General features: G+C 40.7%; 25 protein-coding genes. 13 read left to right on the top strand and 12 right to left on the bottom strand.

Translation table 11 applies throughout. From position 1 onward, the window contains the following. Positions 1–1,224, top strand: coding sequence for a cation:proton antiporter (locus NSQ34_RS04845; protein ID WP_176967543.1), 1,224 nt, complete (start codon positions 1–3; stop codon positions 1,222–1,224). A 37-nt stretch (positions 1,225–1,261) separates the two neighbouring features. On the opposite strand, the gene NSQ34_RS04840 is transcribed toward NSQ34_RS04845, so the two are convergent. From NSQ34_RS04840 to NSQ34_RS04820, 5 genes are all read right to left on the bottom strand, one after another. After that, positions 1,262–2,536, bottom strand: coding sequence for a SidA/IucD/PvdA family monooxygenase (locus NSQ34_RS04840; RefSeq protein ID WP_342501044.1), 1,275 nt, complete (start codon positions 2,534–2,536; stop codon positions 1,262–1,264). Between the two features lie 75 nt (positions 2,537–2,611). Further along, positions 2,612–4,111, bottom strand: coding sequence for a coproporphyrinogen III oxidase (locus NSQ34_RS04835; protein ID WP_176967569.1), 1,500 nt, complete (start codon positions 4,109–4,111; stop codon positions 2,612–2,614). Between the two features lie 113 nt (positions 4,112–4,224). Beyond that, positions 4,225–5,091, bottom strand: a complete 867-nt coding sequence (locus NSQ34_RS04830; protein ID WP_039177545.1) for a Cof-type HAD-IIB family hydrolase — start codon at positions 5,089–5,091, stop codon at positions 4,225–4,227. Positions 5,092–5,543: 452 nt separating this feature from the next. Then, the gene (locus tag NSQ34_RS04825) at positions 5,544–5,900 is read right to left on the bottom strand and encodes a YlbF family regulator (RefSeq protein ID WP_024425750.1); all 357 of its coding nucleotides are present in this window, start codon (positions 5,898–5,900) and stop codon (positions 5,544–5,546) included. A 121-nt stretch (positions 5,901–6,021) separates the two neighbouring features. After that, positions 6,022–7,155, bottom strand: a complete 1,134-nt coding sequence (locus tag NSQ34_RS04820) for a DUF445 family protein (protein WP_176967544.1) — start codon at positions 7,153–7,155, stop codon at positions 6,022–6,024. Between the two features lie 215 nt (positions 7,156–7,370). Between NSQ34_RS04820 and NSQ34_RS04815 the strand changes: the two genes are divergently transcribed. From NSQ34_RS04815 to NSQ34_RS04785, 7 genes are all read left to right on the top strand, one after another. Next, on the top strand, positions 7,371–8,483 hold the full coding sequence (locus NSQ34_RS04815; protein ID WP_176967545.1) for a YheC/YheD family protein: 1,113 nt from the start codon (positions 7,371–7,373) through the stop codon (positions 8,481–8,483). Continuing rightward, positions 8,440–9,798 (top strand): YheC/YheD family protein, encoded by a 1,359-nt coding sequence (locus NSQ34_RS04810; protein WP_176967546.1) that lies wholly within the window; start codon positions 8,440–8,442, stop codon positions 9,796–9,798. Before NSQ34_RS04815 ends, NSQ34_RS04810 begins: the two co-directional genes overlap by 44 nt. 152 nt (positions 9,799–9,950) lie before the next feature. Then, positions 9,951–10,160: a YheE family protein gene (locus NSQ34_RS04805; RefSeq protein ID WP_003211787.1), complete on the top strand. Its 210-nt coding sequence runs from the start codon at positions 9,951–9,953 to the stop codon at positions 10,158–10,160. Between the two features lie 20 nt (positions 10,161–10,180). Continuing rightward, positions 10,181–11,056, top strand: coding sequence for a helix-turn-helix domain-containing protein (locus tag NSQ34_RS04800; protein ID WP_024426580.1), 876 nt, complete (start codon positions 10,181–10,183; stop codon positions 11,054–11,056). 144 nt (positions 11,057–11,200) lie between these two features. After that, a complete protein-coding gene (gene ugpC / locus NSQ34_RS04795; RefSeq protein WP_024425745.1) occupies positions 11,201–12,307 on the top strand; it encodes a sn-glycerol-3-phosphate ABC transporter ATP-binding protein UgpC in 1,107 nt (368 codons plus the stop codon). A 236-nt stretch (positions 12,308–12,543) separates the two neighbouring features. Beyond that, positions 12,544–12,747, top strand: coding sequence for an alpha/beta-type small acid-soluble spore protein (locus NSQ34_RS04790; RefSeq protein WP_024425744.1), 204 nt, complete (start codon positions 12,544–12,546; stop codon positions 12,745–12,747). Positions 12,748–13,032: 285 nt separating this feature from the next. Then, positions 13,033–13,650: an NAD(P)H-binding protein gene (locus NSQ34_RS04785; protein WP_268456285.1), complete on the top strand. Its 618-nt coding sequence runs from the start codon at positions 13,033–13,035 to the stop codon at positions 13,648–13,650. Between the two features lie 117 nt (positions 13,651–13,767). Here the strand turns inward: NSQ34_RS04785 and NSQ34_RS04780 are convergent, their stop codons facing one another. Beyond that, the gene (locus tag NSQ34_RS04780) at positions 13,768–15,783 is read right to left on the bottom strand and encodes an ABC transporter ATP-binding protein (RefSeq protein WP_268456286.1); all 2,016 of its coding nucleotides are present in this window, start codon (positions 15,781–15,783) and stop codon (positions 13,768–13,770) included. Continuing rightward, complete coding sequence (locus tag NSQ34_RS04775; RefSeq protein WP_268456287.1) at positions 15,780–17,537, bottom strand: ABC transporter transmembrane domain-containing protein; 1,758 nt, start codon at positions 17,535–17,537, stop codon at positions 15,780–15,782. Before NSQ34_RS04775 ends, NSQ34_RS04780 begins: the two co-directional genes overlap by 4 nt. Positions 17,538–18,093: 556 nt before the next feature. On the opposite strand from NSQ34_RS04775, the gene NSQ34_RS04770 reads away from it, so the two are divergent. Beyond that, positions 18,094–18,600, top strand: a complete 507-nt coding sequence (locus NSQ34_RS04770) for a universal stress protein (RefSeq protein ID WP_025093324.1) — start codon at positions 18,094–18,096, stop codon at positions 18,598–18,600. A 46-nt stretch (positions 18,601–18,646) separates the two neighbouring features. Here the strand turns inward: NSQ34_RS04770 and dat are convergent, their stop codons facing one another. After that, positions 18,647–19,504 (bottom strand): D-amino-acid transaminase, encoded by an 858-nt coding sequence (gene dat / locus NSQ34_RS04765; RefSeq protein WP_268456288.1) that lies wholly within the window; start codon positions 19,502–19,504, stop codon positions 18,647–18,649. Between the two features lie 296 nt (positions 19,505–19,800). Here dat and NSQ34_RS04760 point away from each other — a divergent pair, with 296 nt between their 5' ends. After that, the gene (locus NSQ34_RS04760) at positions 19,801–20,655 is read left to right on the top strand and encodes a polysaccharide deacetylase family protein (protein WP_025093322.1); all 855 of its coding nucleotides are present in this window, start codon (positions 19,801–19,803) and stop codon (positions 20,653–20,655) included. A gap of 40 nt (positions 20,656–20,695) precedes the next feature. Here the strand turns inward: NSQ34_RS04760 and NSQ34_RS04755 are convergent, their stop codons facing one another. The 3 genes from NSQ34_RS04755 to NSQ34_RS04745 form a co-directional block, all read right to left on the bottom strand. Further along, complete coding sequence (locus tag NSQ34_RS04755) at positions 20,696–21,442, bottom strand: NAD-dependent protein deacylase (protein WP_087975654.1); 747 nt, start codon at positions 21,440–21,442, stop codon at positions 20,696–20,698. A 14-nt stretch (positions 21,443–21,456) separates the two neighbouring features. Further along, on the bottom strand, positions 21,457–22,545 hold the full coding sequence (locus tag NSQ34_RS04750; protein ID WP_024425736.1) for a mechanosensitive ion channel family protein: 1,089 nt from the start codon (positions 22,543–22,545) through the stop codon (positions 21,457–21,459). Between the two features lie 164 nt (positions 22,546–22,709). After that, positions 22,710–22,811 (bottom strand): YhdX family protein, encoded by a 102-nt coding sequence (locus tag NSQ34_RS04745; protein WP_017360338.1) that lies wholly within the window; start codon positions 22,809–22,811, stop codon positions 22,710–22,712. Positions 22,812–23,116: 305 nt separating this feature from the next. Between NSQ34_RS04745 and NSQ34_RS04740 the strand changes: the two genes are divergently transcribed. Genes NSQ34_RS04740 through crcB (NSQ34_RS04730) form a run of 3 tightly spaced genes read left to right on the top strand, consistent with a single transcriptional unit; the run spans position 23,117 to position 24,597 of the window. Beyond that, on the top strand, positions 23,117–23,833 hold the full coding sequence (locus NSQ34_RS04740) for a glycerophosphodiester phosphodiesterase family protein (protein ID WP_252050306.1): 717 nt from the start codon (positions 23,117–23,119) through the stop codon (positions 23,831–23,833). Positions 23,834–23,838: 5 nt separating this feature from the next. Beyond that, positions 23,839–24,234, top strand: a complete 396-nt coding sequence (crcB, locus tag NSQ34_RS04735) for a fluoride efflux transporter CrcB (RefSeq protein ID WP_024425734.1) — start codon at positions 23,839–23,841, stop codon at positions 24,232–24,234. Then, positions 24,235–24,597, top strand: a complete 363-nt coding sequence (gene crcB, locus NSQ34_RS04730; protein ID WP_087976965.1) for a fluoride efflux transporter CrcB — start codon at positions 24,235–24,237, stop codon at positions 24,595–24,597. Here the strand turns inward: crcB (NSQ34_RS04730) and NSQ34_RS04725 are convergent. Next, positions 24,594–24,986 carry a hypothetical protein gene (locus NSQ34_RS04725; RefSeq protein ID WP_024425732.1) on the bottom strand — a complete coding sequence of 131 codons (393 nt, stop codon included), beginning with the start codon at positions 24,984–24,986 and terminating at the stop codon, positions 24,594–24,596. The two genes, crcB (NSQ34_RS04730) and NSQ34_RS04725, sit on opposite strands and share 4 nt — an antisense overlap. Positions 24,987–25,039 lie beyond the last annotated feature (53 nt).

The raw sequence follows: 25,039 nt of genomic DNA, 5'->3' as shown, positions 1-25,039 counted from the left end.
ATGGATCATTTAGTCTTTGAAGTTGGGACGGCGCTAATTCTTATCGCCATCGCCAGCTTAATCGCCAATAAAATTAAATTTTCTATCATCCCTTTTCTCATTGTCCTCGGAATGATTGTTGGGCCGCATGCTCCAACTATCGGGATCATTGATTTGAAATTTATCGAAAGCACGGAGATCATTTCGTTTTTTGGCAGAATGGGCGTCCTGTTCCTTCTTTTCTATCTTGGACTTGAGTTCTCTGTCGGAAAACTCATTAAATCGGGTAAATCTATTGCAGTCGGCGGATCTATTTATATTTTGATCAACTTCAGCTTAGGACTGCTCTACGGTTTTATCACAGGGTTTGGATTCCTTGAGATTCTCATTATGGCAGGTGTGATCACCATTTCATCCAGCGCCATTGTGGCCAAAGTCCTTGTCGATTTGAAACGGACGGCAAATCCTGAAACAGAGTTAATTCTAGGGATTATTATGTTTGAGGATATTTTCCTTGCCGTATATTTATCTGTCGTATCAGGTCTTGTCCTTGGAGATGCCACTACTGTTGGCGGTGCCTTATTATCAATTTTAATCGCTTTTGGTTATATGATGCTTTTCTTTATCATTGCGCGGAAGATGCCAAAACTATTAAATAAGTTGTTTGATATCCGTTCGAACGAAGTATTCATCATTGTGATTTTTGCCGCTTTGTTCTTTGTCGCTGGTTTTTCAGAAACAATTCATGTAGCAGAGGCTATTGGGGCTCTCTTACTTGGTCTTGTTTTCTCAGAAACAGAGCACTCAGACCGCATCGAGCATCTCGTGGTTCCGTTTAGAGATTTCTTTGGAGCGATGTTCTTTTTCAGCTTTGGTCTCAGTATCGATCCGTTTACATTGGGTGATGCCTTCTGGCTTGCGATCGGCGCTGTGATTCTTACCTTAATTGGGAACTTCACTGCCGGAATGTTCGCTGGACGGAGAGCTGGATTTTCTCATAAAGCCTCTTCTAATATTGGATTAACCATCGTATCGAGAGGAGAGTTTTCAATCATTGTTGCCGAGCTTGGCATCGCCGGCGGACTTGCCGCTACTTTGAAGCCCTTTGCTGCTTTGTATGTCTTAATCCTTGCGATCTTAGGACCGCTCGTAACGAAAGAATCTAAGAAAATCTATCAAATCCTAAACAAAATCTTCAAATGGAAACCTGAAAAACCAAAAGTAAAAAAAGAAACGACGATCTAATGAAAAAGGGCCCTATGCTTGGGCCCTTTTCTATGTTTTATTCAAATTGCTGAAATGCAGTTTCTTGCTTGACTGGCGCTTCCTCGACCCCGCGAATGGTTCGAATGACTTTCTGGTTGCGGTAAATCGATAGTTTCAAATTGGTTGCCGCTGTTCCATGAGAATGATCAAGATTCGTGAATGTAAATAAATGATTTGAGCGTTTGTCTTTGAACACAAGCCTGAAGTCGTCTGTCACTTTAAAATGCTCATCACTTTCCCATTCAATCAAAGGTTCATATGCACTAAACCATTCAGGAATATTCGGTGTGTATCCTGTAGCCAATACAGCATGATCTACAGTTATGCTTTTTTCTTTCTTCAGCTGCCACTGTTTGAGATGCAGCTCCAAAGGCTGATGCTCTCCTCTTTGAATCGCTTCAAGCTCTGTCATTGGCTGAATGAGCACAGATGGCTCTTCACCTGAAACAGAGCGATGATACAGCTCCTGATAAATGCGCGAAAGCGTTGATGCATCGATGCCATTTCTTAATCCTGTCAGCCTAGGCAATGTGTTCATACGTTCTTCATAAGGAAGCGAATGAAAATACTCGACATACTTTGGTGTAAAAAGTTCTTGGCCAAGCTCTGCCGTCTCCAGCTCTCTAAATTCACTAGAACGTGTAAACCATGAAAGCTGCTGTCCTTTCTTTTGATGCTGAAGCAGGTCTAAGAAAATTTCAGCTGCACTCTGCCCTGAGCCGATTACCGCCACCGACTCAGCTTCGTGAAGTGCTTTCTGCTGATCTAAATAACGGCTGCTATGGGTCACATATGGGTATGCTGCTTCAGGCACATCGACTGGAATCATTGGTTTGCTTCCTGTGCCTAACACGACATGCTTTGCACGATACTCAGAAAGCGATCCATCGTTCAGCCGTCTGACTTTCACAAGATAGCCATCTTGGCAGTCCGTCACTTCTTCTACCTTCATCCCAAACTGACAGCTGTCTAATTCCCCTGCCACCCATGATAAATACTCATTGAATTCTCTCCGCGGGATATCAAACTGTTCAAATGTATAGAATCGGTGAAGTCTATTTGATTCATGTAAATAATTTAAAAATGTATACCTGCTCCTTGGATTCGCCATTGTGACAAGGTCTGCTAAAAAGGAAACTTGCAAATCCGTTCCTTTGATCAGCATACCAGGATGCCAAGCAAACTCAGACTCTTGTTCAAAAAAACAGCATGAGACATCCTCATACTCCTCTAACAAAGCGGCCAATCCTAAATTGGCGGGCCCAATCCCAATTCCGATCACATCTATCATATGTACACCTGCTTTAACTTTTTATCACTTATATACCCTTTTACAAATGAAAAAAACACTGCGTCATCGCAGTGTTTAAACGTGAGAAACAAATAATGATTCAAGGAATTGAATTTTCTCTTCTGTATAGTGTTCATACCGGTCATTATACGATTTTGGATCTTTTGGATTGGCATACTGCGTAATTTTTCCTGTCCGTGGATCAATGAATTTACTCGCTGCACCGCACCCAATGCCAATGATTGTCTGTACTTCTTCCATGATAATGATATTATACAAACTTTCCTGTCCATCTAATGAATACCCGACATTTTCGAGATTTCCCAAAATATTTTTTTGTCTATATAAATAATACGGGTGATATTGATGTGCTTTCGTCCAAGAGACCGCTTCATCCATCATACGTGTGATTTCTTCTCGGTCTGCTACTTGGTATTTCTCCTTATTGCGCGTCATTTCAGATGCTCTTTTAAAGGAGAGTGTATGCACGGTTAAAGATTCAGGCTTGAGCTCTTCAGTCTGCTGCAAGGAGTGCTGAAATTCTTTGAGCCCTTCTCCCGGCAATCCAATGATTAAGTCCATATTGATATTATTCATGCCGTACTGTCTTGATAAGTGATACTTTTCAATCGTTTCTTCCACACTATGATGCCGGCCAATAGCCTTTAGTGTTTCATTCTCATACGATTGCGGGTTAATGCTAATCCGGTCAATATTGTAGCGGTTTAGCACCTCTAGCTTATCAGGCGAAATCGTATCAGGACGCCCTGCTTCGACAGTCACTTCCCGTATATGCTTCACATCTGGGAACGAGCGATACATTTCTTCATACAGCAAATCCATTTCTTCCGCTGTGATGCTCGTCGGCGTGCCTCCGCCAAAGTAAACGGTCGTCACTTTGATCCCGTGTTCTTTTAGCCATGCGCCCATTTTTTGCATTTCATAATGCAGACCAAACAAAAACGTTCCCACTCTGCCAGCTTGTCCTTTAATGGCGTAAGCAGGGAACGTGCAGTAAGCACATTTTGTGGGGCAGAAAGGAATGCCAATATAAATACTCACTTCCTGCTGAAGGTCATACAGATCTGGAATGGCTTTAAGCTGACGATCGACAATCTCCTGCATCAAATTGATTTTTTCATCATGAATCAAGTAATCACGTTTTAACGCCGCATGTGCATCTTCCTTTGACATGCCCTCTCTCAGCATCTTATGAAGTAATTTCGTCGGACGTATTCCTGTGAGAATCCCCCACTTTTGTGTCATTCCTGTGTGCTCCTGAAGCAAGTGTAAATAAACAGACAGCACTGTGTTTTTGATTTGTTTCCAGCGCTCCTTATCGTTCAAGCTCTCTGGGACATTCCGCGAAAAACGACTGGTGATGTCTGATCCATCGATATGACCAGATGCTTCCACCATGCCATTTTCTTCCTTCCAGCTAAATTCCATGATCAAACCATCATCCAGTTCACTTGGTTCAAACATCACTTCACTATCTTCTTCAAATAAATTGGCTATATTGACAAGCGGGCGATGAAATCGTTCATCTGACAGCCCTTTAATTAAAATTCGCATCATATCACCTTTATCTTCAAACTTGTTTCATTTTACAAAATTCATGTAGGAAAAGCAATGAAGGGAACAGACGAAGGCCCTGTCATTTCTTGATTGACAGGGCCTTCAGTGTATTATCTCTTAATATCGAATTGATGTAAAAATCCTTCTCTTTGCTGCATTCTAAAGTATTCCTTGATCATATAAGCCACACCCTGTTCATCATGCGAGCGCGTCACCCAATCGGCTTTGCGCTTGACATCATTGGGGGCATTTCCCATAGCAACGCCTAAACCAGCCAATTCAAGCATTGGAATGTCATCTGTTCCATGACCAATGACAACCGTATCTTCTAAAGTAAAACCGAGTGCAGAGGTTAAAAGAGAAAGTCCCGCTTCCTTCGAAACCCCTTTGCATACAATATTCATTTTCTCATCACTGATCCTAATAAGATCAACAGATGGGAATGCTTGTTGAATGGTCCTGTGAATCTCAGGCTGAAGCTCCGCGGTCGAATATACTTCAATCACTGGTGTACTGACTGGTTCATCCATCAGCATATCACTTAAAGATTCAACAAATTGGACGGGATAGAAAATGGGATCAGACGGATGAATGAGCGTCTTTCCCATCAGCTGAGACTGCGTTTTTTTCCGGTTGCCGATCGAGAATTTTTCATGCAGCAAGCGGACATTACAATCGAAACTTTCAAGAATTTGCACAAGATTAAATGTCTTTTCTTCCGTTAATTTCTTCACATGAAGCGGCTCATCGAGTTTATCGGCGATAAATGCACCACTATGCGTCACAAGGGTTGATGTTGGAATCTTCAACGCCTTGGCAATTTTTTGAGCGGAACGAAAATGCCGGTTGGTGACAATCGTCACGTAAACCCCTTTTTTCTTTACATATTCCACAGCTTCTTTTGTAGCGGAATGGATTTTACCATTGGAACGAAGTAACGTCCCATCTATATTGAGTGCAAGTAGTTTTTTTGACACTGAGGCATCCCCCTTCTTGATGACTGTACTTACGATGAGGATATGCCCTAGCTTGGCGCTTTAGAACATGCAGTTGAAAGAGCCCAAAGTTATGAATGATTGATATAAATAAAAAAAGCCTACCCCTAGGCTTTTTTTTATGTATGGTTTGGATGCGTTACAATGGAGTGATGAAGCTCCCCATGATCCCCTTATCATTTACACACCAAAGCATTGCTTATATCAGATCCCCTTATGATGCTTTGCGTTTCTCCCAGAAGCGCTTCTCTCTCGTTTGGCTCACCGCCATAAATCCCAAGTGAAACGCACCCAATTGTCCCTTGAGAGCGCCTTTTGAAAGCACTTTCAATATAAGTATTATCGCAGAATTTATGTGCTTCGACAACCTTTTTTTAAAAGATATTGAGGAGAAAAGATAAAACAAAAAAGGGCGAATGACATCGCCCTTTCCATTAGTTTTCTTCTGGATTCCCATAAAGCTCTTCAAGTGGCTTCATGATAATTTTATTTAACTCACCGATAAGAACACTCACACGTTGTTCTGCTTCCATCAACTGAGAGATTTTGTCGTGCTGCTGAACAAGAGCAACTGTTTTTTGAGCTTGCTCCACTTCTTCTTGTGTGATCTCTTGACCAGTCATTTGTTTTTGTTGAAGGTTTACTTGAATGTCACGGAAGTTCTCAAACATTCTTTTAGAGGACTCATCCGCGTTTACCTCATCATAAAGATTTCTTAAAGTTGAATATTCTTCGCTATGACGCAATGCTTTTTCAAGGTCATATGCAACATCATAAAGATTTACAGACATGTTATGTCTCCTTTCTATCCGTTATCACCGATATGATCGGCGGACACCACTCCACTATAACAAACTATGGCTTTCGTTTCACATATATACAATGAATTCATTAAAATTTCTATAGCTTGTCTTAGAATAGCGCCACAAAAACAGCCTGGATAGCACCAATCATCCCGCCTAAAAGACCGCCTAGAAATGTTATCATCTTCAGCTCCTTATTAGAGATGCTGACTACAAGCTCTTCCATTTTTTCAAGCGGGAAAAGTTCAATTTGTTCACGAATGATATCTTCAAATTGCAGCTTTGCAAGCAGACTCTCTAAAGCATTTGAAGCCGCTTCGATCCCCTTACCAATCAACACTGGCGCAAAATGTGTTTTAAGGTCATCCGCTACAGCACTGACATATGTTCCAACTGGTTTGTCTAATATCAGCTTTGTAGAGAAATGAGAAAGCAATTGATTTTTCACACTAAAAATAAGTTCCTTCACATTCCATTTTTCATCAAGCTCATGAAGAGAAAATAGCTTCACCTTGTCCCATTCTTGAACAAGTAAATCTGATAAAAATCTTTTTGTTTCTGCATTCCTTAAGAACTTGATAATTTCTGGATGCACACGGTCAATTAAGCTTGAATTCCCTAGAAACATTTGGACCATACTGCCAAGCATTCCCCGTTCTTTTAAGAAATCATCAATCATATTGCCAAGCCTGGCTTTGCCTTCATCACTTTCAAAATAATGAATGCCTCTCTTTAAAATATAATCTGCTGCATCTGGAATTTTTGATGATATTTTGGTTTCCACTTCTACCGGGAGCAATTCAGATAAAGTTTGCTCGTTATATGTTTCAAGCAATGAAGCGAGCTTCTGGTCAGACCACTGATGGAGCCATCTATCTGCTTTGACATCAGCCTCTGTAACGCCGAATTTTTCTAGCAGGGAGAATACGGTGATCTGCATATTTGCGCCTTTGTCAATATATTGATGGACTGTACGCAGGATCTCCTGCTTTGCATCCGATGATTCAAATCGCTTTTGAATACCTTCTGGCGTGAGCAAATGCTCCATAACCATGACACCAACCTGCTTGGCTACTTCGTCTCTTCTTTTAGGGATAAGCCCTGGTGTAAATGGAAGCTGTTTTCCGAATAAGTAATATGGCTTATAAGGCCGAAAAAGCATTTTAATTGCAAGATGGTTTGTCGCTGCTCCTATGACTGCGCCGATAACAATCATAAAGATAAACGTTGTGAATATATTCAAAGTCGTCATCTACCTTTCAAACAACACCCGAGGTTTATTGTTTTGATCTATACGTATTATAGTTGTTGTCTAGTTCCCAAGCAAATGAAGCATGCAGCGAGACATATGATCAAGCGATCTGTCGTAATGATAAAGGAGCGTAAGCTTTATGTAAAATCATAAAAAAATGTTTTTGTGATGGTAAAAAAAAGAAGTTGAAAAGAAGGTGTTTTTTAATGACAACATTAGGTATTGTGAGCCTTTCTCCGCAGTATGAAGAGGCATTCACACGGCAGCTCGCCAAAGCTGCCTCTTCTTATCGTTTAGTGGTTGTTCGTTTTACACCATTTGATTTAAAGCCGGCTTCAAATTTGATACAAGGCCAAACATATACGAATGGCCAAGGGTTTGCCGACGCACAATTTCCGATTCCCGACTTGATTTATGACCGATGTCTTTACCGGCATGACGCACTATCTAAAAAAGCAAAACCCATCATGGAATGGCTAAAAAAATATCCAAAAACAAATTTTTTGAATACCGGCATTTCAAATAAAATGGTGCTATTTGAGCAGCTCCGTCTCCGCTCTGCTTTACAGCCATATTTACCTGGCTGCTTTATATTAAAAGAGCCCTCAGACCTGATCAATATGGTAAGGGAGTGCGGGGCTGGCGATTATTGTAGAATGCAGCCTCTCTCCCATCAGCATGCAGCATCTACTTACTTCATTTCCTTTGATGGCAAATCAACATTTACCGTTCAGCTAAGTTCCAATCAAACCATTACATTTTCTCGTACGTCAGAGCTGGAGCGCTGGTGCAAAAAATATGCAGGCCGGTATTTTCTTCAATTTTTCAACACGAATGATCAAAAAGAAATTTTATTCAATGAAATCAAGATTTTCCTTATGAAAGATTCACAAAATCAATGGAAACGCATGGGAATTCACACAAAATCACCTGCAGAAAATAGTCTTTTAAGTCATACACAAAAATCAGCTCCTGTGATAGGCTTTGAACACTATCTAAATACATTGCAGCCACACATCAAGGAGCTCCTTTTAGATGATATTGCATCCATTCAGGCATCAATCCCAGCTTATATAGATAAAACTTACTCTCCTTGCTTTGAATTCGCAGTAGACTTACTTCATTCAAGTGAAGGCAGACTTTTCATATCAAATATCAGATCAAAGCCAGGGCGGTCCGCTTTTTTAAAAGCTTACCCTGAGAAGGAACACCAATTGATTCGTACCATTCTTGAACATGCGCAAACGATAAAGTCTCAACCGAAGGAGGTTTCTTATGAACAGAAATCGCTGCATCATCGCCCCACACCTCACAAGTGAAAAAACAATTCATCTTCCCGTCCATTATAAACAGAAAGATGCCATCTATTCTCTTGCTCTAGGGTCCCGTTTAGTAGATGGCTTCAACATTTCCTATCATCTGCATCCAAATAAAATTTTATTATCTGAAGATCTATACAGAGGATTACTGATTCCTTACCCATCAAAAGCTGATGTGATCATCATTGACCATACACTTTTTATAGGGCCGTTGATGGGCATTTTCACTGCGGGTTTTGAGCAAAGTACACAGCCATTGGGAACGAGATCAGAATTTTTTATCAAACTGCTGCACTCTTTCAGGCAGCATCCTGGTTTTGCCTATCTTTTTGGGTCACATTCGATTGATTGGGAAAAAGGAATTGTAGAAGGACTGTTGTACCACGAAGATTCATGGGTTAAAAAACAGCTTCCCCTTCCGTCAGTCATTTATGACCGGCTTCCAAATAGAAAAGCTGCTCAGTCGGCACTCATTCAAGAAACGAAGCGAAAACTCACACAAGACTATGATATCCCTTGGTTCAATCCTTACTTTTTTAATAAATGGGAGATTCATGAACAGCTATTAACAGATGAAAAAACATGGTCCTTTCTCCCACATTCTGTACAATTAGATCCCGTGGACGCTCTAAGTAAAATTGAAACACTTCTCCATCTGCATCAAGTTATATACTTAAAACCGACAAACGGAAGTCATGGAGACGGGATTTATCAGTTAAAAAAGGAAAACGACGGAATCACTGTATCCTCAAATTTCGGAAATTCTATTCCATATGATTCAATAGATCAGTTTGTTCAAAGGCTGCGAAAGGATCATGCAATTCATGATTTTATTGCACAACAAGGCATTGAGCTTCTTCAAATAGACAATCAACCGATGGATTTCAGAGTTCATACGAATAAAAATAAAGAAGGTGATTGGACAGTCACAGCAGCAGCAGCAAAGGTTTCTGGAGATCATACCATTACGACTCACCAGTTACACGGGGGAACGGTGAAAACACTTTATGCTGTCTTTCCAGAAGAAAAGAAACGTTTGCAGATTTTACAACAGCTTTCTCATACTGCCATCATGCTTAGCCAAGTGATAGATAAAAAAATGACCGGGCATATTGGTGAAATCGGTTTTGACTTAGGCATTGATCAAACAGGTGCAATTTGGATGTTCGAAGCCAATTCTCGCCCTGGCCGAGAGATTTTCCAGCAGGTCTCTTTGAAAAAATCAGAATGGCTGATTGGGAAAAGAATCATGGATTACGCATCTTACCTTTCAAAAACGGCACTCACCACTTCAGATCACGCGAACGTCTACTGACGCTTTTTTGTCACATGTCAGTGCTCTTAAATCTATGCTTTTTCTATGCTCTTTTCATGAGATGAGATACAATAAAATCAAGTTCAAGGTTGTTTCCGTGTTGTCGTGTTTGTTTATTGTTTCATCAATAAAAGCAAGGAGGCAATGATGATATGATTTCTCATTTTCAATGGAAACCCCTTTTTAAGAAAGCACAATTGCCAGGCTGGAAAATATCCTTTTTCCACAATGGTGCACACTATGAAGGCATCTACCACAAAACAGGTGACATTGAATGGGGCTCTCAGCTTCCGCCCCATGAAGTAGAACCAACTTTAAAAGAAGAAATCCACGAATTAATGCTGTTCCATGTCTATGATTAAACTGTTTAAGGAGCCCCGCCATGTTAGAAAAATTAAAACTTGTTTACGGAGACCATATCATCAGCACACCTACTCATGACAAACAAATTCTTTGGTATCAAACAGACGAAGGTGAAATATTTGGAGTAAACAAATCGGAGCTTTCAGAAAGAGAAACACTTCTTCTCAACTCTTTTCTTACACCAATTGATCTATTTCAAAAAGCGCAGACCGAGGATGAACAAAAATGGTTCAGCTATCTTTTTGAAAACAAACCACTAACTGTTCAACATCCCGTCCGTGTTTATTATTTTCAAATGATCCATCAAGAAGAACAAAGACAGCAAATAAAAGAGGCTGTGAATAACAGCCTCGAACATACTCATTTCATATGGACAGGCCCTGAAACAGCTATGCTGATTCAACCAAATGCCACATCAGAAAACAGTCAATTAGATCAGTTAAATGATTTGTCTCTGGCTATTACAAGTGATTTTTTAACAGACTCAGTCTTTATACAAGGACAGCTGCATTTGCCAAATGACCATTTACAGATGAGGTTATTAAATGAACAACAGCTATTTTTATACCATATGCAGCGAGAAAAGCTTAGATCAGGGGCTGCTACATTTTATCAATGCCTGCCTTCGTTCATTTGTTATGATGCATCCGCACTCTCTCATGCTATTTCAGATGCTTTTAAAGAAGCGGTCTTTGACCGGGATGTTTACCGAACCCTCATGACCTATATGCAATGTAATTTAAACGCATCCAAAGCAGCAAAAGCGTTATATGTTCACAGAAACAGTCTTCAATATCGAATTGATAAATTTATTGAGCGCACTGGGCTAGATATACGACATTTTCCAGAAGCATCCGCTGCTTATTTGATGATGACTCTACTCGATCTTTCATAAAGAATGAAGACATGAGCACCCTGCCCAAAAATGAAAATAGGATGTTGTGCACGTTGTCCATTTACAGACTCTTCCTCATTTTATACACTTTATTTACTAGTAAAGCGCTTTCAAAAAAAGAGGGACTGGGGAGGCTGACATCTAATGGCTGAAATGATGCTCAATCAAATTTATAAAGTATACGATAACAAGGTAACAGCAGTAGACAACTTTAATCTACATATAGAAGATAAAGAATTTATTGTGTTTGTTGGTCCATCAGGCTGCGGAAAATCAACAACCCTTCGCATGATTGCAGGTCTAGAAGAAATATCACAAGGAGACTTTCTGTTAGATGGAAAACGGATGAATGATGTAGCGCCGAAAGACAGGGATATCGCAATGGTTTTCCAAAACTATGCATTATATCCTCATATGAATGTGTACGATAATATGGCTTTTGGATTAAAGCTTCGGAAGTTTCCAAAAGCAGAAATTGATGAGCGGGTTCGAAATGCCGCTAAAATATTAGGGCTTGAGCAATATTTAGACAGAAAACCAAAAGCACTGTCTGGCGGTCAAAGACAGCGTGTTGCACTTGGCAGAGCGATTGTACGTGATGCAAAGGTTTTCCTTTTGGATGAGCCGCTTTCTAATTTAGATGCAAAACTCCGTGTTCAGATGCGTGCTGAAATTTCTAAGCTTCATCAGCGTCTGCAAACAACATTTATCTATGTGACACATGATCAGACTGAAGCCATGACAATGGCAACACGCCTTGTTGTCATGAAAGATGGTTTTATTCAGCAGGTAGGAGCGCCGAAAGATGTATATGAAAACCCAGAGAATGTGTTTGTAGGTGGATTTATTGGCTCACCTGCGATGAACTTTTTTACAGGAAAGCTCTCTGACGGTGCCATTGCGGTTGGAAAAACTCATATTCGTGTACCAGAAGGAAAAATGAAAGTATTACGCAGCCAAGGCTATATTGGAAAGGATGTCATTTTAGGCATCAGACCAGAAGATTTTCACGATGAACCAGTATTTATAGAGGCGTCTGAAGGCACAAAAATTCATGCTGACGTAGAAGTAGCTGAATTAATGGGGGCAGAAACGATGCTTTATTCTTCTATCGATGGTCAATCGTTTATTGCACGTGTTGATTCTCGTACCGATGTACAGGCCGGACAGTCTATCCCTCTTGCGATTAATATGAACAAAGCCCATTTCTTTGATTCGGATACGGAGCTGCGCATTCGCTCAGCAGAATAAAAAGATATATAAGCAGCGCCATCACTCATCATTGGGTGATGGTTTTTTGTATGTTAACACAACATTTACCATGTTCTTTTTTCGTATGTTTTTTTCGGAAATAACCATAATACTTAGTACAAAGCAGTTACTGCATTGGGTTTCGCCAAGTGGCAAATGACTTGATCATTTCGCTGGTGCGATTCCAGCAAACCCAACCAAAAAAACAAATCATATACAAAAAGGAGAATCACATCATGGCTAATTCTAATAGTTCAAACCAATTACTAGTTCCTGGAGCAGAGCAAGCGATCGATCAAATGAAATACGAAATCGCTTCTGAATTTGGTGTAAATCTTGGAGCAGAAACAACATCTCGTGCTAACGGTTCAGTTGGTGGAGAAATTACAAAACGTCTTGTGTCTTTCGCTCAACAAAACCTTGGCGGAACAAAAGCTTAATTTCATATCTGGATCATAGAAGGCACCTCTTATGGTGTCTTCTTTTTTTGTTTTTATCCCTCACCAAACTCCTTTCAGCTCATATCATGTAGTAGAAAGGAGCGGATCTTCATGGACATTTTTTCTGGTATGAACTTTGAACTTTTACAATTTGTAGGGATCTCTCTATTATGTGAATATGCTCATAGTATTCGGTCCTTTCATCTTTATAAAAAAAGCATCACATAAAAGTTGTACCAATTTGGGTTCTTTTCACTTATAGTATGTAGTGGAGGGATCGAACAGATGAAAATAGCTCTTTTCGGTGCTCATGGACGTGTAGGACAAGCATTTCTTCGTTTCGTTCAAGTAGATGAGCGTTACATGGTTCGTTCATTGATTCGGACAAACCGAGAAGAAATGCTTGCGGGTATGTTTCAAGTCACCGGCAATTCAAGAAATCGAGAAGATGTGCTTGAGACAATCAAAGGAGCAGATATTGTTGTGAGCTGTCTATCAACAGATGGTGATGATACATTATCTGTTTCAATGGAGCATACCGTACAAGCCATGAAGCAAACGAATACATCAAGAATTATTACAATTGGTACAGCTGGTATTTTAAAAGCAAGGCAGCAGCCGGAGCTCTACCGTTTTGAAACAAATGAATCAAGACGGACCACTTCCCGAGCAGCTAAAGAGCATGCGAAAGCGTTTGAAATCCTTCAATCGACTGATCTAGATTGGACCATTATTTGTCCAACCTATTTACCAGATGGAGAAGTGACACGGTCATATCGCTATGAGAAAGATTTTCTCCCTATAGATGGAAAGAAAATTTCAGTTGAAGATACCGCACACTTTTTATATCAGCAGTTAAATTCGAAGGAGTTTGTACATCAACGCGTCGGCATCGCTTATTGATGATGATGCCTGTCCAAACAATATAACCAGTAAAAGTCGAGGACAGAACCCTCGACTTTTTCATGCAAAGGAAAGAGCCTCTTCCAATTGAATGAGGCTCTTTTTTTCTACTATTCATCAGCTGTTTGCAACAGCACCTTTTTGCAGTTCATACATTTGTGCATACAGCCCTTCTTGCTGCATGAGTTGTTCATGACTGCCACGCTCGACGATTTCACCTTTTTCTAACACCAAGATCATATCGGCTTTTTTAATAGTGGATAATCGGTGAGCGATCACAAAAGTCGTTCGTCCTTCTTTCACTACATCAAGCGCCCGCTGAATGATCGCTTCTGTTTCTGTATCAATGTTCGCGGTGGCTTCATCTAAAATTAAAATTGCTGGATCGTACGCCAATGCGCGCGCAAATGAAATCAACTGACGTTCCCCTGAGGAAAGGGTGCTTCCCTTTTCAACGACTGGTTCATCAAAGCCTTCTGGCAAATGCTTCAATAACTCTGCGGCACCTACTTGCTTTAATGAGGATTCAATCGTTTCTCTTTTGATGTCTTCATTTCCTAAGCTCACATTGGAAGCAATCGTTCCAGAAAATAAATATGGGTCTTGCAGCACAATGCCCGTTTGTTTACGGAGCGTTTGGCGCGACTGATCATAAATGCTTTCGCCATCTATGAGAATGTCTCCTTGCTGAATGTCATAAAAACGCAGCAGCAAGTTCATGATCGAGCTTTTCCCAGAACCAGTATGCCCCACAAGTGCAACCGTTTGACCTTTCTTCGCTTCAAACGTAATGTTCTTTAAGACATTTTTCCCTTCATTATAAGCAAAGGTGACATCTTTGAACTGAACGTGTCCCTCCAGCTTCTTCTGAACAGGTTCTTCCACTTCTGTTCCTGGTTCATCTAATAATCGGAAAACCCTTTCTGATGAAACCCTTGCTAATTCCAACCTAGAGAACTGATTCACAATGCCTGTAATCGGCTGGAACAATCGATTTAAATAATCGACAAACGCATAGAGCACACCAATGGACACAATGCCTGTCGCACTTAGCGACGCACCGCCAAAATACCAAATGAGTGCCACATATGCTAAATTTCGCAGCAGGTTAACCAAGTTATGTGAAAGAAGTGAATTTAAATGCAGCATCTTTCGCTGATATCGAAAGTGATTGTTGTTCAGCTCATCAAATTCCTCTTGCGTCGCTTTTTCATGACGAAAGGCTTGAATGATTGTCATCCCTTGAATGGCTTCATTTAGTTTGGCATTGATTTCACTGATGATCGAACGAATGCGGTGATTGTACACTGATGCAAACTTTCTATAAGTCATCGACCATAGGAAAATAATCGGTACTGCGACCAAACAGATGAGTGCCAGCTTCACATTTAATAAAAACATGGCAATGTAAATCCCAATCATGTAAATAGCACTCGTCACGAAATTTGCAAGGACTGTTACATATAAATCACGAATGGTTTCCGTATCATTTGTAATCCTCGCGACAACTTTTCCAGCCGGTAAATTATCAAAATATCGGATCGGCAGCGTTTGGATGTGCTCAAATACGTCTACCCTCATTTTTTGAATAATTCGATTTGCAATCCTCTGGAGCAAATAATGCTGCCCATACTGAAAGAAAATTGCAACGATGAGCAGTCCTAGATAAAATAGAACAAGCTGCACCAAACCACTGATTTCCGGCTGATAAAAAGCGAAAATCTCCTCTTTTGATAAACGCTTTACCTCATAGGTTTCACGCTCGTTCCCATTATCAATGGTGAGCTGATCTCCCGATATTTTTCTGTTTCCATCAAAACGAATCGGCTCATTCACAAAATAGTAACCGAACCCGACTTGCACTACATTGATTTGCTTTCCAGAATCCATTCCATTATTTAATCGATCGCTTCGTATATAGTTATTTCCCTGGTAATAAACGGTTTTGTCTGTCTTTTCATTGACCTCGACATACGGTTTTTCTACACCTAAAATATGATCATCAATCATTTTCTTCCCAATAAACGGCCCTGTCAGCTCAGCACCAACTGCAATCATTAGAAAGATTAAGGCAACAGACAACACTTTCTTATATAGGAGTGCGTAGGCAAGGAGTCTTCTTCCTGTTGTCATGCCTCATCCCCTCCTTCCAGCTGATTTGTTAGCTGCTGACGCAAAAATTGTTCTTTGTACCACCCATCCTGCTGGATGAGCTCGTTGTGGGTGCCCTTTTGGACAATGCGCCCTTCTTCCATGACAAGAATGAGATCCGCATGTTCAACAGCTGATAGGCGATGAGTTGTAATAAACGTCGTTTTGCCATGACGGTTTTGTCTTAGATTTTCTAAAATAGCGGTTTCTGTTTTTGCATCTACCGCAGATAATGAGTCATCCAGAATTAAAATGTCTGGATCAATTAATAAAGCACGTGCAATGGATATTCGCTGTTTTTGTCCGCCTGACAGCGCCACACCTTTTTCCCCAACCATGGTTTCCAGACCCTCTGGCAAAAGGCGTAAATCCTTTTCAAAGTAAGCATCTTTGATTGCTTGTGCTAACTCATCTTGTTTCGCGTCACGATGACCAAAGCGCATATTCTGTTCCACGCTTTTTGAGAAAAGTATATGATCCTGCGGTACATATCCGATCCATTGAAATAACTGATCTAATTCAATGTTTTGGATTGGAACACCTGATAGCAAGATTTGCCCATCACCTGCCGGGTACTGGCGCAGAAGCTGTTTGACAATGGTCGTTTTGCCGCTTCCCGTTTTGCCTGTAATCCCAATTGTCTGCCCTTTTCGAACGGTAAAGGACACATCAATGAGATTATCTTTAGATGAGGTTGGATATCTGAATGACACATGATCAAACTCAATATCTCCAGGCTCTTGTAACGTTTTCGGCTGAGCAGCATCTGTTACGTCCGGCTTGTAGCTGAGTGTATGATTTAACCGGTCTAACGACGCATTTCCTCTTTGCATAATATTAATCAATTCGCCGATCGCAAACATTGGCCAGATCATCATGCCAAGATAGACGTTAAATGCAACAAGCTCCCCAATGGTTAAATCACTTTGGAACACGAGGTATGCTCCGTAGCCGATTCCGATTAAATAGCTGATCCCCACAAGTAATTTCACTGTCGGCTCAAACAAAGAATCAATGATCGCTACTCGCATGTTTTTTTGAAATACATCATCTGTCATTTCTCGAAAGCGTTCGACATCTTGTTTCTCCTGCACAAAAGACCGAATGACCCGGACACCTGCCACTGATTCAAGAACGCGATCGTTCATATCACCAAATGCATCTTGAGCGACTGTAAAGCGCTCATGGATTTTGCTTCCATAAAACGCAATCAAGAGCGCCATCAGCGGCATAGGAATAATCGCCATTAAGGTTAATTTCCAGCTAATCGTCAGCCCCATCGTAAAGAAGATCATCAGCATATAAGCAGTGGAATCAACCAAGGTCAGAACGCCAAAGCCTGTTGTTAAGGCCACAGCATTCAAGTCGTTTGTACCTAATGCCATTAAGTTGCCCGTTTTTTTCTTTTCATAAAAGGTAGGCGTCATCTTAAGCAAGTGGCGCATCAGTTTCCCACGCATCACACGCTCCATGACATTTGCGCCGCCAAATAACTGATACATCCAAAAATATGTAAGTGTATAGACGACGACACCTAGTAAGCAAAAAATGGTCACATAAAACACAATACTGGATGTTGTAAATTGACCAGAACGAATGTCATCAACTGCCTGGCCAAGGTATCTTGGCGGTAGCATTTCAAGCACATTCACAATGAGCAGAAGCGTAATAGCAATCGTATAACGCCTCCACTCTTGTTTAAAGAACCAGCCTAATTTCGCAAATACTGAAAACATGTTTGTCTCTCCTTTTCAAGCTAGCCGCTTTCTAAATTTTCCTGCAAGTCACCTTGTTTCGTTTTTTGAGCTTTTGTCATTTGTCTTGATTTTGGCATGTTCACATGCTTTCACTCCTCTTCATTTACTTGTTGTTTTTCATCCCTTTATTTCGAAATGCGAAATGAATTCAACAAAAAAAGAGGCCACCAGCTGGCTGGTACGCCTCTTTTCGTCATGTAAAAAGGCGCATGTTGACAAATACGCAACATACGCCTTGATTCATCCGATCAATTGGAACAGACGAGTTCCTTTTCCATGACCAATGAAGGTGTAATTGTCACGTGAATCAACCCATTCATGCAGTTTGATTTCATTCTTCCAATGTTGCACATGACATTTCCTCCTTTTGGCTCTTGAATCTTTTTTTATCTTATAGTGGCTGTCACTATTTTGTCAATAAATATTTTTCAATAAATGAAATTTTCTAACAAAAATCATTCTCCTTCATGTGTATCTTTTTCTATTAACGGGTATACCATGAGTGTAAAGACTCCTTTTGAAAGGAATGAGGACATTGTTTCAAGCTGATCGGATGGTCGTAGCGTTTGATGGACATGAAGACAGTAAGAAAGCATTAAAAAAGGCAATCGCTTTAGCTAAAACCTTACATGCCAAGCTGACCGTTACCTATGCACATGATGGCAAAACAGACAGACAGGTGTTCGATGTGCCGCGCCCAATGACTGGCGGAGCTTATATCGGCGGCGGTACGGCAGATCTTCAAACACCCCCTGTATATGTACCTCATGATGAACAGCAAAGTCCCTTGATTTTTGAAGACCATACAGAAGAGGTCGTTGCGGAAGCAAGAATGCTTTTAAATGAGGAGCAGTTTGAGGCTGCCATTGAAATTGTAGAGGGAGAACCAGCGGAAGCGATTATCGAATATGCGGAGGAAATATCAGCAGACCTCATCGTCATGGGAGCACGTGACCAAAGCAGATTGAAAAAAATGCTGTTTGGCAGTGTGAGTGAAAAGTTATCAGCAAAATCAGATATACCTGTGCTTATTGTGAAATAAATGCATCACAAAAGGCTGTAAACATTAGTTTACAGCCTTTTTTTATTTATGAAGAGATCGATGCTTCACTTTCATGGTTAATTTTTTGCTGGAAGCCTTCCTGTACGCGCTTTGTCAGCTTGCCCGGAACGCCTTCCCCTACTGGCTCGCCATCTATTTCAACAATCGGAATGACTTCAGCTGTCGTCGAGCTGATGAAAATTTCCTGAGCGCGCAGCAGTTCTTCTTTGCTTATACGAGTTTCTTCAACAGTACACCCTTCTTCCTCACATACCTCCAGCAGCTTTCTACGAGTAATGCCGTTTAAAATGAGATTGTTTGCAGGGTGAGTACGAATCACGCCATCAATCACGGCATATACATTCGAGGAGGTTCCCTCGGTCACAAAACTGTCTCTCACAAGGATTGCTTCAAACGCACCAGCTTCAGATGCTTTCTGCTTTTCCATGATGTTATATAAAAGGTTTAAGCTTTTGATATCACACCTTAACCAGCGAAGATCCTCAGATAAAATGGCCTTTGCCCCAGCTTCCTGCTCTTGAACAGGCTTTTTCACCTGGAACGTATATGCCGTGATTTGAGGAGTGAGAGAATCACTATATTGATGCTTACGAGGGGCGACACCCCGCGTGACTTGAATATACACACCGCCATCTGTTAATTGATTGTGAGCGACGAGCTGTTGTAACTTTTCTTCCATATCTGATACTGTACCTTGCAGATGAATGCCAATTTCCTTTGCACTCTTGAACAGACGCTCTGTATGTTCCTTTAACGTAAACAAAGTACCATTGTATACACGGATGACCTCATAGACTCCGTCACCAAATTGATAGCCTCTGTCCTCAATATCAACATGTGCATCCTTTTTTTCAATGAAATCTCCATTGTACAATATTTTCATATGGAATCTCCCCTTCGCTTTGCAATAATGGTTGAATCTGATGCTATCTTAGCGGATAAATGGGTTCGTTTCAATGATTATTCAGAATTATTTCACATCATATGAAATGGATAACCTTTCATTGTAACAAATATAGATTGATAACCAAAAAGATTCCAATTTTTTAGCATCTTCTATATTCATAGGCTCTTTTTTCCTGTATACTTACTCCATATAAACACGACAAAAAACAGCGAAAAAAGACAGAATCCACTACATGATTCGACACAAATTTTTGATTTATTGGAGCGATTGTAATGCAACGGGTTAAAAAAAAACAGACACCTTCAAACACAATGCTGCTCTCAAAGGCGATTGGTTTTGTCCTCCTGACACTGATCCTCTTTTTTATTTGGGATATGTCCAAAACCAATATGCAGGCAGCAGATCAGCCGGCGAAATTATCTGCGAGCAGTCAATTTAGAGACACAAGCACTAGTATGAAAGCAAAAGATGCTTCTCGGAAAACATTAGATGCACATTTTAAGATCAATTCAGATAAACATATAACGGATCAAACGATCTTTTTAACCTTTGATGATGGTCCATCAGCGACTTCAAATCAGCTGTTAGATGTGCTAAAAGCGCATCAAGTGAAAGCCACATTCTTTATGCTCGGACCGCAGATTAAAGAACACCCGGCAGCTGTGAAAAGACTCCATCAAGAAGGTCATCAATTAGGGCTTCATGGCATCACCCATGATGTGAAACGCTTTTATCAAAAAAAAGATTCTCCTGTTAACGAGATGAAGGAAGATCAGCGCATTTTGGCTTCTGTCACAGGTGAGTATACCCATCTTGTGAGAACACCTTATGGCAGCACCCCAAATTTAACCGATCAGCAAAAAGCACGTTTAAAACAAAAAGGCTTTGTCTACTGGGACTGGACCATTGACAGTCTTGATTGGAAATATAAAAGCTCAAAATATGTACCAGAGGTATTAAATCAGCTGCAAGTGCTGGAGACAAAAAATCCAAAAGAACCAAAAATCATCTTAATGCATGATCAGCCGGCGACGGCAAAATACTTAAGCAGCTTAATTACGCAGCTAAAGGCAAAGGGCTATACATTTGAAGTCCTTGATGAAACAATGAAGCCGCTGCAGCAATAAAGTAAAACCCGCACCTTTAGGATGCGGGTTTTTTAATGATTTATAAAGCTTTCACGAGATCGCCAATTCGCTCATGAAAGACAAGATCAAAAAGCGGATCGAATTCTGTTTCACTCAAATTCATCATCACCATGAAGATGGAAGGATCATGAGCTGCATCTTCTGGAATATACCTTGCTGGCGCTACCTCCAAGGAAGTCCCCATGACAAGGAGCATGTCCGTTTTCTGAAGTGATGTCTCCACTTGGTCTAAATGTTTGACCATATCGCCAAATAGGACAACATCTGTCTTTAGCACACGTCCACACGTACTGCCGTCTGAGGTAACCCTTTGACAGATCGGCACCTCTTCTTTTAATAAATAAGGCAGATCATATACCGCCTGACACGATGGACAAGTGGCCGTTTGAATGGAGCCATGGAGTTCATATACATGCTGGCTTCCCGCCTTTTTATGAAGACCGTCAATATTTTGGGTAAAAATATCCACATGCTTCCCTTGTTGCTCAAGGCTGGCTAAAAAGGTATGCCCGCTATTTGGCTCATATTCTCCACTCATTTTCATTTGAAACAATTCTTTAAATTTTGGCCAGAATTGATGAGGGTTTGATAAAAAGTAGGACCGGCTCATCGCCTCCATGCGGGAAGTATCTTCTGTCCACAGACCACCCGTTGATCTAAAATCAGGAATACCCGATTCTGTACTCATACCTGCACCTGAGAGTACTGTGATATGTGAAGCCTGCGATAATTTCTCTCTTAACACATCCACCTTTGTTTGGTCCACTCACCATTCCTCCTTTATTCACCCAGCTGCTTCTCACCTTTTTGTTTCATATAAATAGCCTGACCAGGGAAAGCAAATTCTACGCCTTCCTCGTGAAAAATATCTATGATGCGATAGTTAATATCCTGCTTAATATCAAGGTTTTCAGACCAAGCTGTCGTGTTTGTGTAAAAGTTGAAAAACAAGTTCAAATAGCTGTCTGCCAGTACATCGAGATTTACCATAATCGTCTCCTTATGCACACCATCATGCTCGTGAAGCATCTGTTTGAGACGCTTAATACACTGATCAATGTTTTCCTTTGGTGTATTGTAAGAAACGCGAACAGAGAACGTAATCTGACGTTTATTCATTCTTGTCCAGTTTGTGATTGGCTCCTTTGAAAGCGTAGAATTCGGAACGGTCACGACGGCTTCAGCAGGTGTTCGAAACCTTGTACTTCGAAATGTAATGTCCTCCACAGTCCCAAGAACACTTGGTGTCTCCACAAAGTCGCCCATCGTAAAAGGCTTCTCTGTAATGATGACAATCCCTCCAAAAAAGTTAGCCACTGTATCCTGAGCGGCGAGCGCAAAGGCTAGACCACCTAGACCGAGACCTGCCACAAGTCCATTTACGTCATAATTAAATTCTTGTGCAATGACACTAATACTCAGTGCAATAATAATGAAGCGAAGTACCTTTGATAAAAATGGTGCTAAAATATCATCCATATCTAATTCAAATTTCGAATTGACCTTTTGAAACAAGAAAGAAGATGCAGCGGTTAAATTACAAAGCCCCCACGTCAGCATCAATATAATAGAAGATCTATACAATTTAATGATGACATCCATATGATGCTCAAAGTATGGCGCTTGTCTTAACGCAAAATATAAACCAAGTGCCACGAAAAACAGCCTGGCTGGTTTTTCAAATGCCACAACAATTTGGTTAATGACCTCTGTTTTAGACCGATTCGTCAGCCTAAACAAAAGCTGAAATAAATACTTCGTAAATACTTTCCGAAGCAATAAAAAAAGCAATAAAATACAAAGGCTAATACCAATTTGGATCGCAATATCTACTGTAAAATATGTATCCATCCATTTTTGTGTAAACATGTCTGTCTCTCTCCTTTAAAACAATCCTCTCTAGTTTATAATATAACCTTCGTTCATGTCCTCTCTTAAATGTCTGACCTCTACATAAAAAGCCTCGGGACTGATCCCGAGGCATGAAGTTCAAATATGAAATTTTGGCTAGAGACATATCGACGGGCAGCAAACTACTTTTTCTTCTGAGCCTGATCAAGGAGAGTCGCTTTAAACATTTCAGCATCCGTTTCGGCCTTAATACGTTCTTCCACTCTAATTCTCCCTTTACCCAATCATCTCGCCTCCTTTTCATCATTATAAAACATCAGAATTTTCAGTCAACATGACGAAAGCACTAATATTTTGACGAACGCTGACGATTTGGACAAAATTGATCGAAGAAAAAATGATGTAGTTCAGATTTACTCAATAAGAGCTTGGGATATTCCTGCAACTTTTCACCTTTCATACACGATGCTTTCTCACCATATGCCATGTTCCATTACATACAGCTCTCCCTCGTACCATATAGTAAAGAAGGAAAAACAGCAAAAATTTGATATGATAAGACCAGAACTTATGTCAGGAGCTGGAGCATGTGTATATTATCGCGCATAGAGGTTCTTCAAGCGCTGCCCCAGAAAATACAATCGCCGCATTTGATTTAGCTGTTCAGCAGGGTGCGGATTATATTGAGTTAGACGTCCAGTTGACAATGGATCAGCACGTAGCCGTCATCCATGATGATACTGTTGATCGGACGAGTAACGGAAGCGGCTTAGTGAAAGGTTATACACTTGATCGGCTGAAGAAATTGGATGCAGGAAGCTGGTTTCATTCTCAGTACGCCAACGAACGAATTCCCACATTACAAGAAATTCTTGAAAGATACAGTCAGCGTGTCGGGATACTGATTGAGATCAAGCATCCAAAACGGCAGATTGGGATTGAAAAGGCAGTTGTCGACATCATCAACCGGTTTGCCTATTCCCGTCACATCATGGTTCAATCTTTTGATGCCAATGCACTTCAAAGAGTCAAAGCTTACGCCCCTTCTCTTCGAACAGCTTTTATTATAAAACCCTCTGCCTTTAAACTGACGAAAAGGAAATTAGCGGAGTACCGCTCCTTTGCGGATTGCCTTAATATGAAGAAAACGATGATCAACAGATGGTGGATTGATCGCATCCACTCATTTGGAATGGATGTCTTTATATGGACAGTGAAAGATCAAAAAACAGCCGACAGGATGAAAACATACCACATTGATGGAGTGGTGACGGATCACCCGCCATTTTTTCTAAAGGAGAAATGATGTAAATGAAAGCATATCTCGCCGTATTTATCGGTGGATTGGTTGGTACTCTTTGCAGATATGAACTTAGCCAATCCGTTGTCAGCCAGACATTCCCCTATGCAACACTGATTGAAAACATGACAGGCAGTCTGCTTCTTGGCTTTTCAACAGGGTATTTTATGTTTCGGAAAGGAAAAAAATATCTTGCTGCTTTGATCGGAACAGGATTTTGCGGTGGTTTTACGACAATGTCCACTTTTTCTAAAGAAACGGTTCTCTTATTACAGGATGGACTGTTCACATCAAGTATCATGTACATTCTACTCTCAGTGATTGCTGGAGTGGGCGCTGCCTTATGTGGACTGATCACCGCTCAGCGCCTCTTTCAACAAGATGAGCAGCCGAAAGGAAGCAGATAAATGATTGTATTTTATACAGCTGTTGCCGGCGGGATAGGCAGTGCCCTTCGTTTTTTCCTCAGTCAATCGATTCAGAAAACCAAGTTTCATACTCGTTTTCCGTATAGTATTATTCTCATCAACTTACTCGGCGCTGCCGGTTTAGGTTTACTGACAGGTGCAGTGACTGACAGTGATCCGCTGCTAATGATCATAGGTACTGGGTTTTTCGGTGGTTTTACAACCTTCTCTACATTTAGTGTAGAGGCTGCGTCCATGCTGCAAGAGCGGCAAATTGGACAACTTGCTGTCTACTTATTGGTCACAATCATCGGGTCTTTATGTCTCTTTGCTGCGTTTTATCAAATAGGACAGCATCTTTAAATATTGGTAATAGCGGCTAAGCTGATGAGCAGCTGATCCATCAGCTGGCGCTTCATCAAAAAGAGTGTTTTTTCACTATAGCCAATTTCCATTGCACACTTTGCCATCCGCCAATCTCGAAAATATTTGTAATCGATGAGCTGCTGCTCTATTTCGTCCAACTCTTTTAATGCCGTTTCAATACAAGCAACGATGAGTTCATACTGATTTTTTTGCTCTTCTAACTTTTTCCGTGTCATGTGGTCGAGATGATGCGGGCTTCTTTTTTCAAGCTGCCTTTCGATATTTAAGATTGCTGCTTGATAATTTTTGAAATTCTTTAAATGAAACTCAATTCGTTTCATTGAGGTTTTTTTCTCCGTGATACTTGCTGTTTCATACCAAAGCATGTCCATCCCCCTCTATCGAACGTTTGTTCTCATTATATACCGAACATATATTC

The sequence above is a fragment of the Bacillus sp. FSL P2-0069 genome, from assembly GCF_038593315.1.
GTDB lineage: Bacteria > Bacillota > Bacilli > Bacillales > Bacillaceae > Bacillus > Bacillus safensis.
Note: the sequence above shows the minus strand (reverse complement) of the source record. Positions and strands in the feature narration are given on the sequence as shown.